This window comes from Kosakonia sp. AG348, from assembly GCF_003337365.1.
Lineage (GTDB): Bacteria > Pseudomonadota > Gammaproteobacteria > Enterobacterales > Enterobacteriaceae > Kosakonia.
The window spans coordinates 108,340-122,500 of sequence record NZ_QPJR01000003.1 but is presented as its reverse complement, the minus strand read 5'-3'; the positions used below and the strand labels follow the sequence as shown (position 1 = coordinate 122,500).

Here is a 14,161-nt window from a genome sequence, read left to right as displayed (position 1 = left end):
GGGAGAGGGAGTGCCAACACAGGGGATACCATGAAACGCTCCGCCATTAATGAGATTCTCGGCCATACACGACAGTTCTTCTCGATGCACGATGTGCATCTGCCTCCTTTTGCCAGTTTTCCACCAACCAAATGGCAACAGCTGGACAGAGAGGCCTGGCGCGAAGTGTTCGATCTGAAGTTAGGCTGGGATGTCACCGCCTTCGGCAGTTCGAATTTCTACGCCCAGGGGCTGACGCTGTTTACGCTGCGCAACGGCTCGCCCAACGGCGCGCCCTATGAAAAATGTTATGCGGAAAAGATCATGCATGTGCGCGACGCACAGGTGACACCGATGCATTTTCACTGGCGCAAGCGCGAGGACATCATTAATCGCGGCGGCGGTAATTTAATTATTGAACTGTGGAACGCCGGAGCGAATGACGAGACGCTCAACACCGACGTTACCGTGGTCATTGATGGCTGCATTCAGACACACGCGGCGGGCAGTCAGCTGCGCCTCTCACCAGGGGAAAGTATTTGCCTGCCACCGGGGCTGTATCACAGCTTCTGGGGCGAACCCGGCTTCGGCGATGTGCTGGTCGGGGAAGTGTCGTCGGTAAACGATGACGAGCATGACAACCACTTCCTGAATGCCATGGATCGCTACAACAACATTCTGGAAGACGAACCGGCGCTGCTGGTGCTGTGCAACGAGTATCATCTGTTTCTGAGCTAAAGGAGTTTGCTATGCCGCTGATTTCTCTTGCTGAAGGCCTGGCCCACGCCCGCGAACATCACTACGCCCTGGGCGCGTTCAACGTGCTCGACTCCCACTTTCTACGCGCCCTGTTCGCCGCCGCGAAACAGGAGCGTTCGCCGTTTATCATCAACATCGCCGAAGTGCATTTTAAGTACATCTCGCTGGACTCGCTGGTCGAAGCGGTGAAATTCGAGGCCGCCCGCAGTGACATTCCGGTGGTCTTAAATCTCGACCACGGGCTGCACTTTGAATCCGTGGTGCGCGCGCTGCGGCTCGGCTTTAGTTCGGTGATGTTCGATGGCTCCACGCTGGAGTACGAAGAGAATATTCGCCAGACGCGGGAAGTGGTGAAGATGTGCCACGCGGTGGGCGTTTCCGTTGAAGCCGAGCTGGGCGCGGTGGGCGGCGATGAAGGCGGTGCGTTGTACGGTCACGCCGATGAAGCCTGTTTCACCGATCCGGCGCTGGCGCGGGATTTTGTGGATCGTACCGGCATCGATACGCTGGCGGTCGCCATTGGTAACGCGCACGGCAAGTACAAAGGCGAGCCGAAACTCGATTTCGAACGTCTGGACGCCATTCGCCAGCAAACCGGCCTGCCGCTGGTGCTGCACGGCGGTTCCGGCATCAGCGATGACGATTTCCGCCGCGCCATCTCGCTCGGCATTCATAAAATCAATTTCTACACCGGCATGTCGCAAGCCGCACTGGGCGCCATCGAGCAGCGCATGAGCAACCGCCAGCCGCTGTATGATGAGTTCGCGCAGCTATTGCTCAGTGTTGAAGAAGCCATTACCGATACCGTCGCCGGGCAGATGCGCATCTTTGGCAGCGCGGGGCAACTGTGATGGAACGTAAAGGGGTTATCGCCGCCGGAAATATGCTGGTCGATCATGTCCACCAGATTGTGCAGTGGCCGGAGCGCGGCTGGCTGGCGGAAATCACCCACAGCGAGCGCTCCACCGGCGGTGCGCCGCTGAATGTCCTGCTGACGCTGGCGAAAATGCACGTTGGCCTGCCGCTACAGGCGGTCGGGCTGGTGGGCGAAGACAGCGACGGCGATTATATTCTGGCGATGCTGGAGCAGTACCACGTCAACCGCCAGCATGTACAGCGCACCACGTCGGCACCGACGTCCATGTCGCAGGTGATGACCGATCCTTCCGGGCAGCGCACCTTTTTCCACTCGCCGGGAGCCAATCGTCTGCTGGATCTGCCCGCCTTTGACGGGCTGGATGGCAGCATGAAGATTTTCCATCTCGGTTATTTACTGCTGCTCGACAGCCTGGATAAACCCGATGAGGAATTTGGCACCCGCAGCGCACGCCTGCTGGCGCAAATGCGCGAACAGGGCTTTGAAACCTCGCTCGATTTAGTGTCGCGCAAAGGCGATCCGCGCTATCAACCGCTGGTGCTGCCCTGCTTGCCGCATCTTGATTATCTGGTGATCAACGAACTGGAAGCGGGCGAGTTCAGCGGACTGGCAATGCGCACAGCCGACGACGGGCCGCATATCGACAATATCGCTCTCGCCGCGGCAAAACTGCTGGCGGCGGGCGTAAAACAGCGGGTGGTGATCCACTGCCCGGAAGGTGCCTGGGGTGAAGCACCCGGCGAAGCGGGCAGCTGGGTACCTTCGCGGATGCTGAGCCAGGCCGAAATTATTGGCAGCGTGGGGGCGGGAGACGCCTTTTGCGCCGGTTTTTTATATGGTTGCCACGAAAGCTGGCCGCTGCAAAAAAGCATTTTGCTGGCGCATGCCTGCGCCCGCGCCAGCCTGCTGTGCGCCAACGCCATTGACGGCGCGAAAACGCTGGACGCGTTATTACAAGAGTGCTGAGGCTCAGGCGGCTTTATCACCGTGAGAAACGTCTGCGGCAAACACGTAACCAAGCCCGCGCAAGGTTTTGATCAACGCGGGTTGGTGAGGATTGGTTTCGATTTTGCGGCGCAGGCGCATAATCAACACGTCAATGGTGCGATCAAACACATCGACGCTTTCGCTGTGCGTTAGCTCCAGCAACTGTTCGCGATTCAGTACCCGACGCGCGTTTTGCACCAGCGCCAGCAATAAGCTGTACTCCCCTTGCGTCAACGCCACGCTCTGCTGCTGCGGGTTAAACAGCTCACAGCGCTCAGGATCGAGATGCCAGCCGTTAAAGACAAACCCCGGCGTTTTTATCGCGGTGGCTTCCGCCGCCAGCACGCCGGTACGCCGTAATACCGCTTTGACGCGCGCGACCAGCACACGCGCGTTAAAAGGTTTGCCAATGTAGTCATCGGCGCCCATTTCCAGGCCGACCACCACATCCGATTCGCTGCCCAGCCCGGTCAGCATCACCACCGGCAGCGACGGGCGCAGTTTTTGCAATTGCTGTAATACCTGCAAGCCGTTGATATCCGGCAACATCATATCCAGCAGCACCAGCGCGATATCCGCATGCTGCGCACAAAGGTTTACCGCATCACGCCCGTTATGGCAGGCGTAGACCGTAAAGACGTGCTCGTTGAGCACATCTTCCAGCAGTGAACACACCGCCGTATCGTCATCCACAACCAGAATCGCAGGTTTCATTATCCGCTTCCGCCAGGCTTTACTTGCTCATTCTGGCTCATTCTGTTGGCTGCGATTGATAAATGCAGCGACTAAATGCCGGATTTTTAACCGGGGTCACATCCCCCTGGCCTTTCGACACGTCACTTTTGACGATGACCTGCGTTTCGTCAGTATTTTGACCAAATATCCGCCGTAATATCAGTGAATACCCCCAGCAAAACTGTGGCATAGAAGATGCATAATCGGGGGCGATATTCTTAACTGGAGCGAAAGTGATGAAAAAAGTCGTCACGGTTTGCCCGTATTGCGCCTCAGGTTGCAAGATTCACCTGGTGGTCGATAACGGCAAAATCGTTCGGGCGGAGGCTGCGCAGGGCAAGACCAATCAGGGCACGCTCTGCCTGAAGGGTTATTACGGCTGGGATTTTATTAACGATACCCAGATTCTGACACCTCGCCTGAAAACCCCGATGATCCGTCGCCAGCGCGGCGGCAAACTGGAGTCGGTATCCTGGGATGAAGCGCTCGATTATGTCGCTGGTCGTCTGAGCGCCATCAAAGAGAAGTACGGTCCGGATGCAATCCAGACCACCGGCTCTTCCCGCGGTACGGGTAATGAAACCAACTACATAATGCAAAAATTCGCGCGCGCCGTTATTGGTACCAATAACGTCGACTGCTGCGCTCGCGTCTGACACGGCCCATCGGTTGCAGGTCTGCACCAGTCGGTCGGTAATGGCGCGATGAGTAATGCCATTAATGAAATTGATAACACTGATTTAGTGTTTATCTTTGGTTACAACCCGGCGGATTCTCACCCGATCGTCGCTAATCATGTGATTCGCGCGAAACAAAACGGGGCGAAAATCATCGTCTGCGATCCGCGCAAAATCGAAACCGCGCGCATTGCTGATATGCACGTTGCATTGAAAAACGGGTCGAACATCGCCCTGCTCAACGCAATGGGGCATGTCATTATTGAGGAAAAGCTGTACGACGAAGCGTTTGTCGCCAATCGTACCGAAGGGTTTGAAGAGTACCGGAAAATCGTTGAAGGCTATACGCCGGAATCGGTCGAGGAGATCACCGGCGTCACTGCGCAGGAGATCCGCCAGGCCGCCCGTATGTATGCCGGTGCGAAAACCGCTGCCATTCTGTGGGGCATGGGCGTGACCCAGTTCTACCAGGGGGTGGAAACCGTGCGTTCGCTGACCAGCCTCGCGATGCTGACGGGCAACCTCGGCAAAGCGCACGTTGGGGTGAACCCGGTGCGTGGTCAGAACAACGTGCAGGGTGCCTGCGATATGGGCGCGTTACCGGATACCTACCCTGGTTACCAGTACGTGAAAGAGGAGGCGCACCGCGAGAAATTCGCCAAAGCCTGGGGCGTTGAAAGCCTGCCTGCGCATACCGGTTATCGCATCAGCGAACTGCCGCACCGCGTTGAGCATGGCGAAGTCCGCGCCGCCTACATCATGGGCGAAGATCCGCTTCAGACCGATGCCGAGCTTTCAGCGGTACGTAAGGCGTTTGAAGGGCTGGAACTGGTCATTGTGCAGGACATTTTCATGACAAAAACCGCAGCCGCGGCGGACGTCATCCTGCCGTCGACCTCCTGGGGTGAGCACGAAGGTGTGTATACCGCAGCGGATCGCGGCTTCCAGCGATTCTTTAAAGCGGTGGAACCGAAGTGGGATCTGAAAACGGACTGGCAAATCATCAGCGAGATTGCCACCCGGATGGGTTATCCGATGCATTACAACAACACGCAGGAAATCTGGGATGAATTGCGTCATCTCTGCCCGGACTTCTACGGCGCCACCTACGAAAAAATGGGTGAGCTGGGCTACATTCAGTGGCCGTGTCGTGACACGTCGGATGCCGATCAAGGCACATCGTATCTGTTTAAAGAAAAATTCGACACGCCGAATGGGCTGGCGAAGTTCTTCACCTGCGACTGGGTCGCGCCAATGGATAAACTCAACGAGGAGTATCCGATGGTGCTTTCCACCGTGCGTGAAGTGGGTCACTACTCCTGCCGTTCAATGACCGGTAACTGCGCCGCGCTCGCCGCGCTGGCGGATGAACCCGGTTATGCGCAAATCAACACGGCCGACGCTGCAAGGCTTGGCATTGAAGATGAAGCGCTGGTGTGGGTGAACTCGCGCAAAGGCAAAATCATCACGCGTGCGCAGGTCAGCGAGCGTCCTAATAAAGGCGCGGTATATATGACCTACCAGTGGTGGATTGGTGCCTGTAACGAGCTGGTGACGGAGAACTTAAGCCCGATTACCAAAACGCCGGAGTACAAATACTGCGCCGTGCGCGTGGAGCCGATCGCCGATCAGCGCGCCGCCGAGCAGTATGTAATAGATGAGTACAACAAACTGAAGACTCGCCTGCGCGAAAGCGCAATGGGTTAAGCGGTTAATGCGGGGTGTTCATCACCCCGCATTTTTTCAAATCTCTTTGGTAAAACAGCCAAACCAGAAGCCATTTTCGCGTTCGAACTTTTCATCGCCGAAAGCGCGAGTGTGCTCGGAAACCACATCCAGACAGCAAACAGACAACCCCGCCAGATAGCGTTTCAGCTCATCCGCCGAATAGGCTTTTTCAATCATGTTGTCGAACTTACGTTTAAACAAGCCCGGCTCATCCAGCGTTACATCGACGACTTTATCGTTAACTACCGCCTGGTTACTGACTGCGAGGAAAAAATAAGCACCGCCCGGTTTCAGCAGCCTGACTACGTTGCTGAAATAAGCGACTCGTACCGCTTCATCGGGAATAAAGGTGATGGCGGACATAATATCGAAAATGCAATCAAAATGAGCATTCGGAAAGGGTAAATCCCCCGCCGCGTTGGCCTTGATAAGTTGTACAATACCTTTTTGTTGATAATCGCTTAGCAGCTCGGCTGTTTTATTAATTGCGACATCGGTCTGATCAATACCAACATAATTATCAGAAAAACCATGTGTAATCAGGTAATGAAGATTGCGGCCAAATCCACAGCCAATTTCAAGCGTATTGACGGTAGTCGAGTCAGTTTGTATATATTCCAGACTTTCGTAAATTCGTCTTATTGCGTAACTGGGTGTGGTGCGCACACTTTGATCCGCCGATTTTTTATGTAACTCTTCCCATTTATTTTTATTTTGCTGGCTGCGCTTATTTGATGCAAAGATATCCATGGAATTCACCATATTTCATGATCGTGGCAATTTGTTTAAACCCGACTTCCGCAAGGATTTTTCTATTTTCCCGCTCGGTGCAAGGCCGCATCACTCCTTCGAGGCTAAATTTCTTAGCGATAATCTCATCAATCGAAAAGCCTCGTGATAGCTTAAATTTTAGATAGCAAGACTCTATCATTTCATTTATTTTTGAATCGTCAATAACCTCTTTTTCAAAAATAATCAGCGCGCCTCCAGGAATTAATGCGTCGTATAATTTTTCATACGCGATTATGCGTTTAGTCAGGGGAATAAATTGCAAACAGTAATAAGAGGCGATAAAGTCGCACGCTTCCATATCGATATTTTCAATGGTGTCATGCACATATTCAATGGGTAAACTACCGGTTCTTTTTTTTGCCTGCGCGATCATATTCTGTACCGGTTCAACACCAATAAACCGTGTCGCTTTTTTTTGACTATGACGGGTATAGATTTTATGAATCAGTGCGCCGGTGGAGCAGCCGATTTCATAAAACACGGAACCGTCTTTAATAAAGAAATCGCTTAAAAAACCAATAAGCTCATGCCCCTCCTGATAAACTGGCACCGACATTTGCACATGTTCATCAAAATGGCTGGCGACATCGTTATCAAAAGACCATTGTTTTCCGGTTGATATCGAAATACTGTTACCCACTTCCATGTTAATACTCCCGATTAAGAAGAAAGAGTGAAAGGACAATCAGGCATCCGCCGATAATAAGTTGGATGGAGAGACCATCATGCAAGGTGAAAATAGAAAAGATCGTTGAAAAGAGAGGGACCAGAAACAGAAAACCGCTGGCAAGGGTTGCGCCGCCCTGCCGTAGTGCTGAAAACCATAAACCGAACGAGCCAACGCTGGCCGGTAAAATAAGCCAAATAAACCACACCCAGCCCCAGGTTTGTAAATCGCCGATGTCATATTTTTCATGTCTTATCCAGGCGATGATCAACATAAACAGCGCGCCGAGAAAAAGCTGCCAGCCGGTAAATACCCAGCTATCTTTATCAAAAACAAATCGCTTACTCACGACCGTGCATACCGCCCAGCATATCGATCCTAAAAACGCATAAAATAAACCGGTTCCGCCTTTAACGCTCTCAAGCCCCAGGCAAACAATGACACCCGCAACACCGATGACCAGTGAGATAATTTTTCGCTTGTTTAATTTATCGTGCAGTAAATAATGCGCCAATATCGCGAGCCACAGAGGATTGGTAAAAAGAATAATAGAAGACATGGATGAGGTAACGCTCTCCAGCGCCAGATTGAGAAAACCCATTGTCCCTGTTGTTTGCAACGCACCGACGACCGCAGTTAAAAGCAGCCCCTTCGCGACAGAACCTTCACTGGTCGGGATGATAGCCTGAATGCCACGGGTAAATATGGGAATTAATAGCATAAAAAGCCCGGCCGCCATAAACCGCCAACCGCCCATTAAAAATGGCGGCATGTTTTCATAAGAGATTAAGTATTTCCCGGTTGGAAAAGAAGACCCCATACAGAGGGTCGCAATAACGACTTTTATCAGAAAGTTCATATTTCTCGTGGTCACACCGCTTTCCTTTTATCAATATAGCCAATGGCAAACAATAAAACGGATGAAAGAGCAATAACGAGCATGGAGAGAAAGACATAATCCAGCTGCCTGAAAAAAGCAGCAGCGGTAAACAGATACTGAATAATAACCAGCGCCAGCAGAAGTTTTCGGATAAATGCATCCCCATGCCGAACAGAAAAAAGAATACCTAAAGGTGCAAAAATAATTACCACCGGAATCGTTGCACTAAGATATTTTAATGTCTGCATATTCAAATTACCGGCACTGATATTTAACGCTGTCGCAAAGATGGATATCAATGCCATCACAATAACCGCAGAAGGTGTTGCCACAGATTCGGTGCGGGAGAACATTAAAATCAAAACACAAAAAAAGACCACATCGATGCCATTACCAATCCATGACGTTACAATCCCCCCCGCAAAGCAAATAGCGATAAATAGCAGTAATCGCCAGCCTCTCGCGTGGGTAATTCCAACCGTCTGCGAAATGTTTTTTTTCCTTCTGACAACAAAAATCGCTGCGCCAAAAGCAAGCCAGAATGAGGAGAAAAAAACTTTTAAACCTGCGGATGAAAAGGGATTGGGAATATAAAATAACGCCAGCAGATAGCCTAAAAAGCTGGTTATTACACACCAGGTTATCAGAAATTTATCCACCGGTATCTTGCGGGTAAATATCGCTAAAGAAGACGCCGTCATGCCAAACGATTGCATAGCAAGGCAAAAAACAGCGGCCTCTTTCGCGGGGATCTGCTTGATAAATGTCAGTACCGGAAACGCCACCACACCACCGCCGACCGGTGTGGCACTGCCGACAAATGCGCCGACCATCATGGCGAGACTTAAAATATAATTCTCAACAATACTAGCAAAGCCAGTAATATAAACCGTCAATAGAAGCCATAAAATTAAAGCAAAAAATCTGAAAAAGAGGAGGGAGTCCTTATATAGAGGTCGTTGTAAGAACATTATGACTGCCTTGTCTGTTCTGAATTGCGGTATTCTTTACGAACAAGCACATAAATGTTTAATTCTTTAATGAACTATGAACGTCATGACAGAGCAACTTCCTAATTTTAGTCGATTGGCTTGTTTATTAGCAGATGCGAGCCGGGCAAGAATGCTCTGCGCGTTAATGGATAATAACCGGCTCACCGCATCGCAATTAGCTATCACCGCCGGGCTTTCCCCTCAATCGACGAGTAATCATCTGGCGAAACTCATCCATTGCCGCGTCGTTGCCTTTGATAAAATTGGCCGCAACCGTTATTACCGGCTTTATAACTCGCTGATTGCCCAGGCGATAGAATCAATGATGGTCGCCACCTATGCTGATAGCAATTTTCAGGAACGCATCAAACCCAGCGGGTTCAAGAAAATGTGTTATGCCAGAACCTGCTACGACCATATTGCCGGACATGTCGGCGTGACCATCTACGAGCACCTTTGCCAACAAAAAGTGCTTGAGGCCGCGGAGGGAAACCTTGCCATTAGCGCCGCTGGCGATACGTGGTTCAGCACACACTTAGGCATTGATACTCACGCCCTTAGCCATTCACGCCGGGCGCTGGTGATCCCCTGCATGGACTGGAGCGAACAGAGTTACCATCTTTCGGGAGAGCTCGGCGCGCATCTCTTTAACGCGCTGCTCAGGAAACGTTTTATCATCAAAACCAATGAGGCACGTATTTTGACCGTCACCCCTGCCGGCAAAGCGTTTTTGCAACGCAGCCTGGGTATTCATAACATTGATGATGAGTGATGTGCCGTCTGTCGGCCATCACCGCCTGCGCCAGCCCGTCGCAAAATACCTTCACCGCCGGGCGCACAGGAGAAGCTGCATATAACCGATCACGTTTTGTCCCTGCGCATAACGCACAATGACCCCGCCCTGCCCGCCCGTTACCATCAATGTTGAAACCCTGCTGAGCATCCGGCCGGATACATATAGAGGTAGCGTGACGGGATGTTCGATCAGAGCGTTAATGAGCGAGCGGCGTCGTTTGACAGGCAAGGCGGGTAAGCCCGCCTGATGTAAAAATCCCTCCATGAAGGAGGGATTGAGAAGGTTACTGATCGGCAGTCTTATCAAATTTGCCCAACATTTCGCGCTCGTAAGCGCGCGCTTTTTTGCGGTCAAACTTGTGTTCCCACTTGGCGATCACCAGCACCGCCAGCGCATTCCCCACCACATTCAACGCGGTACGCGCCATATCGAGGATACGGTCAACACCAGCGATAAACGCCAGGCCTTCCAGCGGAATACCGACGCTACCCAGCGTTGCCAGCAGTACCACGAAGGAGACACCCGGCACACCCGCAATACCTTTCGAGGTGACCATCAGCGTCAGCACAAGGATGATTTCCTGCCACAGCGACAGGTCGATGCCATACAGTTGAGCAATAAAGATCGCCGCAATACTCTGGTACAGCGTCGAACCATCGAGGTTAAAGGAGTAACCGGTCGGCACCACGAAACTGGTGATCGACGCCGGCGCGCCATAGGCTTCCATTTTCTCGATAATGCGCGGCAGCACGCTTTCCGAGCTGGCGGTGGAGTACGCCAGGATCAGCTCATCTTTCAGGATGCGGATTAAAATCCAGATGCTCAGACCGCACACGCGCGCCACAATGCCCAGCACCACCAGCGCAAAGAACAAAATGGCGAAATAGACCAGGATAACCAGCTTTGCCAGCGGCCACAGCGAAGCGAAACCAAAGTTCGCCACCGTTACTGAGATCAGCGCAAACACGCCGACCGGCGCATAACGCATCACCATATGGGTGACTTTAAACATGGTTTCGGAAATAGAACGGAACACGGTGACCAGCGGCTCGCGGTGCGAAGCTGGCAGGGAAGAGAGCCCCAGACCAAACAGCACCGAGAAGAAGATGATCGGCAGCATATCGCCCTTCGCCATCGACGCGATGATATTGGTCGGCACCAACGATAAAATCGTCCCCATCAGGCCGTGGGCGTGGCTTTGCACATCCGCGGTGGTGCTTTGGTATTTCGAAATATCCACCGTCGCCAGCTGCGACATATCAATTCCCGCGCCTGGCTGGAACACATTCGCCATCGTGATGCCGAGAATAATCGCCACCGTAGTGATCACTTCGAAATAGATGATGGTCTTCGCGCCGATACGGCCAAGCTGTTTCGCGTCGCCAACGCCTGCAATGCCGACAATCAGCGTCGAGATAACAATCGGCACGACAATCATTTTGATCAAATGGATAAAGATATCGCCCGCCGGAGACAGGAGATTCGCAATCAGCCATTCGCGGCTGTCGCTGTGGTAGTGCAGATAACTACCCAGAAGAATACCCAGCACAAGGGCTAGCAGAATCTGCCAGGCCAGGCTGATTTTCATGTTTTTCATAACTACAGACATCCTCAATGAAGCGCCATTCCAGGCAAGGAACGACACATACTGAAAGGGTATGATTAGCGTCGCACAGTATTGCGGGGTTTTTTAACGCGCATTATCAGTATCATTTGCAGGGTGTAACGCGCAACCCTATACCGGGAGGGGGTTTGACTGAATTTTTACTCAAAAACCGTCTTTTATTTCAGTTATAACAAATAACTCTTTGTTATGAAAAACTTTTCACTATCGGCAAATCCAATATTTACCATCGGAAATTATTGTGGGCAATTCGTTTATTTGCACATTTTTTAATCACTAAAAATGTCTCATAAGCCAATTTCTAACGTTATTTCGTCTGCGATTCCTTGTTAATGCAGTGAATAATTCATCATCGTAACCATTACCACCCTACTGGTTACGTGATGGATTTTCATAGGCTTGCAGCAGCCTGCTTTTTTACGCCGGTAGTAAGCGTAATCGAATTGTCACCTTCCATAACTTGCTGTTATGAAGCGCCTTTCTTGCCGTTCCACCTTTTTGCGTTCTTTCGCGCGCCAGCACATTTATTTTGCTCGCTTTTTGCACAATTCATTTAATGCGTGATCTATCGCGCAAATAGTAAACAAAGCTGGCAAAGGCCCTACAATTAACGTTCTTGTGACATATTATTAACATCTTACAAGGAGAGCAATCGCCATGAGCCAAATACATAAACACGATATTCCCGCCAATATTGCGGAACGTTGCCTGATAAATCCGGAGCAGTATGAGGCCAAATACCAGCAATCGGTAACTGACCCTGACACATTCTGGGGCGAGCAAGGCAAAATCCTCGACTGGATCAAGCCTTATAAGAAGGTGAAAAACACCTCCTTCGCGCCAGGCAATATTTCCATTAAATGGTATGAAGACGGCACGCTGAACCTGGCGGCCAACTGCCTCGACCGCCACCTCGCCGAACGCGGCGATCAAACGGCCATTATCTGGGAAGGTGATGACGCCAGCCAGAGCAAACTCATCACCTACCGTGAACTTCACCGCGATGTCTGCCGCTTCGCCAATGTGCTGGTGTCGCTCGGTATTAAGAAAGGCGATGTCGTCGCCATCTATATGCCGATGGTGCCGGAAGCCGCTGTGGCAATGCTCGCCTGTGCGCGTATTGGCGCGGTGCATTCGGTCATTTTCGGTGGCTTCTCGCCGGAAGCGGTCGCCGGACGCATTATTGACTCCAGCTCACGGCTGGTGATCACCGCCGATGAAGGCGTGCGTGCCGGGCGCAACATTCCGCTGAAGAAAAACGTTGATGACGCGCTGAAAAACCCGAACGTCAGCAGCGTCGAGCATGTCGTGGTGTTCAAACGCACCGGCGGTAACATCGACTGGCATGAAGGGCGCGACCTGTGGTGGAACGAGCTGACCGACAAGGCCAGCGACCAGCACCAGCCGGTAGAAGTGAATGCAGAAGATCCGCTGTTTATCCTTTATACCTCCGGCTCCACCGGGAAACCGAAAGGCGTGCTGCACACCACCGGCGGCTACCTGGTCTATGCCGCGTCAACCTTTAAATATGTCTTCGATTATCACCAGGGCGATGTCTACTGGTGTACTGCCGACGTCGGTTGGGTAACCGGGCACAGCTACCTGCTGTACGGGCCGCTGGCCTGCGGCGCCATCACGCTGATGTTTGAGGGCGTGCCGAACTGGCCGACCCCGGCGCGCATGAGCCAGGTGGTGGACAAACATAACGTGAATATCCTCTATACCGCGCCAACCGCCATTCGCGCGCTGATGGCGGAAGGGGATAAAGCGATTGACGGCACCAGCCGGTCTTCGCTGCGGATCCTCGGTTCCGTCGGCGAGCCGATTAACCCGGAAGCCTGGGAGTGGTACTGGTCAAAAATCGGTAACGGTAAATGCCCGGTCATGGATACCTGGTGGCAGACGGAAACTGGCGGCTTTATGATCACCCCGCTTCCCGGCGCAACCCAGTTGAAAGCCGGTTCCGCCACGCGCCCGTTCTTCGGCGTGCAGCCTGCGCTGGTGGATAACGAAGGTAACGCGCTCGATGGCGCGACCGAGGGCAACCTGGTGATCACCGACTCCTGGCCGGGCCAGGCGCGGACGCTGTTTGGCGATCACGAACGCTTTGAGCAGACCTATTTTTCCACCTTCAAAAATATGTACTTCAGCGGTGACGGCGCGCGTCGTGACGAAGATGGCTACTACTGGATCACCGGTCGCGTGGATGACGTGCTGAACGTCTCCGGCCACCGTCTGGGAACGGCAGAGATCGAATCGGCGCTGGTATCACACCCGAAAATCGCCGAAGCGGCGGTCGTCGGCATTCCACACAACATTAAAGGCCAGGCTATTTACGCTTACGTCACGCTCAACCACGGTGAGGAACCGTCGCCGGAGCTGTACACCGAAGTGCGAAATTGGGTGCGTAAAGAGATTGGCCCGCTGGCGACGCCGGACGTGCTGCACTGGACAGACTCACTGCCAAAAACCCGCTCCGGCAAAATCATGCGCCGTATTCTGCGCAAAATCGCCGCTGGCGATACCAGCAATCTCGGCGATACCTCAACGCTCGCCGATCCTGGCGTAGTGGAAAAACTGCTCGAAGAGAAGCAGGCCATTACCATGCCATCGTAATAATCGTAAAACCCTGCCGGATAGCGGCGCGAAAGCGTGTTATCCGGCGGCA

General features: G+C 52.5%; 12 protein-coding genes. 6 read left to right on the top strand and 6 right to left on the bottom strand.

Going from position 1 to position 14,161, the window contains the following annotated elements; all coding sequences use genetic code 11:
• The first annotated feature begins 30 nt into the window (after positions 1 to 30).
• Genes DFO56_RS07625 through DFO56_RS07615 form a run of 3 tightly spaced genes read left to right on the top strand, consistent with a single transcriptional unit; the run spans position 31 to position 2,581 of the window.
• A complete protein-coding gene (locus DFO56_RS07625; protein WP_045511839.1) occupies positions 31 to 717 on the top strand; it encodes a D-lyxose/D-mannose family sugar isomerase in 687 nt (228 codons plus the stop codon).
• 11 nt (positions 718 to 728) lie between these two features.
• Positions 729 to 1,589, top strand: a complete 861-nt coding sequence (locus DFO56_RS07620) for a ketose 1,6-bisphosphate aldolase (protein ID WP_045511837.1) — start codon at positions 729 to 731, stop codon at positions 1,587 to 1,589.
• Positions 1,589 to 2,581: a carbohydrate kinase family protein gene (locus tag DFO56_RS07615; RefSeq protein ID WP_020456174.1), complete on the top strand. Its 993-nt coding sequence runs from the start codon at positions 1,589 to 1,591 to the stop codon at positions 2,579 to 2,581. Before DFO56_RS07620 ends, DFO56_RS07615 begins: the two co-directional genes overlap by 1 nt.
• A 3-nt stretch (positions 2,582 to 2,584) precedes the next feature.
• Here the strand turns inward: DFO56_RS07615 and DFO56_RS07610 are convergent, their stop codons facing one another.
• Entirely contained in the window at positions 2,585 to 3,316 is a 732-nt protein-coding gene (locus DFO56_RS07610; RefSeq protein ID WP_020456173.1) for a response regulator, read from the bottom strand.
• Positions 3,317 to 3,573: 257 nt separating this feature from the next.
• Here DFO56_RS07610 and fdhF point away from each other — a divergent pair, with 257 nt between their 5' ends.
• Positions 3,574 to 5,721, top strand: a complete 2,148-nt coding sequence (gene fdhF / locus DFO56_RS07600; RefSeq protein ID WP_082071791.1) for a formate dehydrogenase subunit alpha — start codon at positions 3,574 to 3,576, stop codon at positions 5,719 to 5,721.
• Between the two features lie 36 nt (positions 5,722 to 5,757).
• On the opposite strand, the gene DFO56_RS07595 is transcribed toward fdhF, so the two are convergent.
• From DFO56_RS07595 to DFO56_RS07580, 4 genes are read right to left on the bottom strand one after another with little or no spacing between them, the layout of a single operon-like run.
• Entirely contained in the window at positions 5,758 to 6,492 is a 735-nt protein-coding gene (locus tag DFO56_RS07595) for a class I SAM-dependent methyltransferase (RefSeq protein ID WP_045511834.1), read from the bottom strand.
• Positions 6,470 to 7,180 carry a methyltransferase domain-containing protein gene (locus DFO56_RS07590; RefSeq protein ID WP_045511831.1) on the bottom strand — a complete coding sequence of 237 codons (711 nt, stop codon included), beginning with the start codon at positions 7,178 to 7,180 and terminating at the stop codon, positions 6,470 to 6,472. Before DFO56_RS07590 ends, DFO56_RS07595 begins: the two co-directional genes overlap by 23 nt.
• A 1-nt stretch (position 7,181) precedes the next feature.
• On the bottom strand, positions 7,182 to 8,075 hold the full coding sequence (locus DFO56_RS07585; RefSeq protein WP_233500388.1) for a DMT family transporter: 894 nt from the start codon (positions 8,073 to 8,075) through the stop codon (positions 7,182 to 7,184).
• Entirely contained in the window at positions 8,072 to 9,052 is a 981-nt protein-coding gene (locus tag DFO56_RS07580; protein WP_233500387.1) for a sulfite exporter TauE/SafE family protein, read from the bottom strand. Before DFO56_RS07580 ends, DFO56_RS07585 begins: the two co-directional genes overlap by 4 nt.
• Positions 9,053 to 9,137: 85 nt before the next feature.
• On the opposite strand from DFO56_RS07580, the gene DFO56_RS07575 reads away from it, so the two are divergent.
• Positions 9,138 to 9,845 (top strand): helix-turn-helix transcriptional regulator, encoded by a 708-nt coding sequence (locus tag DFO56_RS07575; RefSeq protein WP_044489776.1) that lies wholly within the window; start codon positions 9,138 to 9,140, stop codon positions 9,843 to 9,845.
• Between the two features lie 307 nt (positions 9,846 to 10,152).
• Here the strand turns inward: DFO56_RS07575 and gltP are convergent, their stop codons facing one another.
• Complete coding sequence (gene gltP, locus DFO56_RS07570; RefSeq protein WP_020456165.1) at positions 10,153 to 11,466, bottom strand: glutamate/aspartate:proton symporter GltP; 1,314 nt, start codon at positions 11,464 to 11,466, stop codon at positions 10,153 to 10,155.
• 684 nt (positions 11,467 to 12,150) lie between these two features.
• On the opposite strand from gltP, the gene acs reads away from it, so the two are divergent.
• Positions 12,151 to 14,109: an acetate--CoA ligase gene (acs, locus tag DFO56_RS07565; protein WP_020456164.1), complete on the top strand. Its 1,959-nt coding sequence runs from the start codon at positions 12,151 to 12,153 to the stop codon at positions 14,107 to 14,109.
• Positions 14,110 to 14,161: the final 52 nt, after the last annotated feature.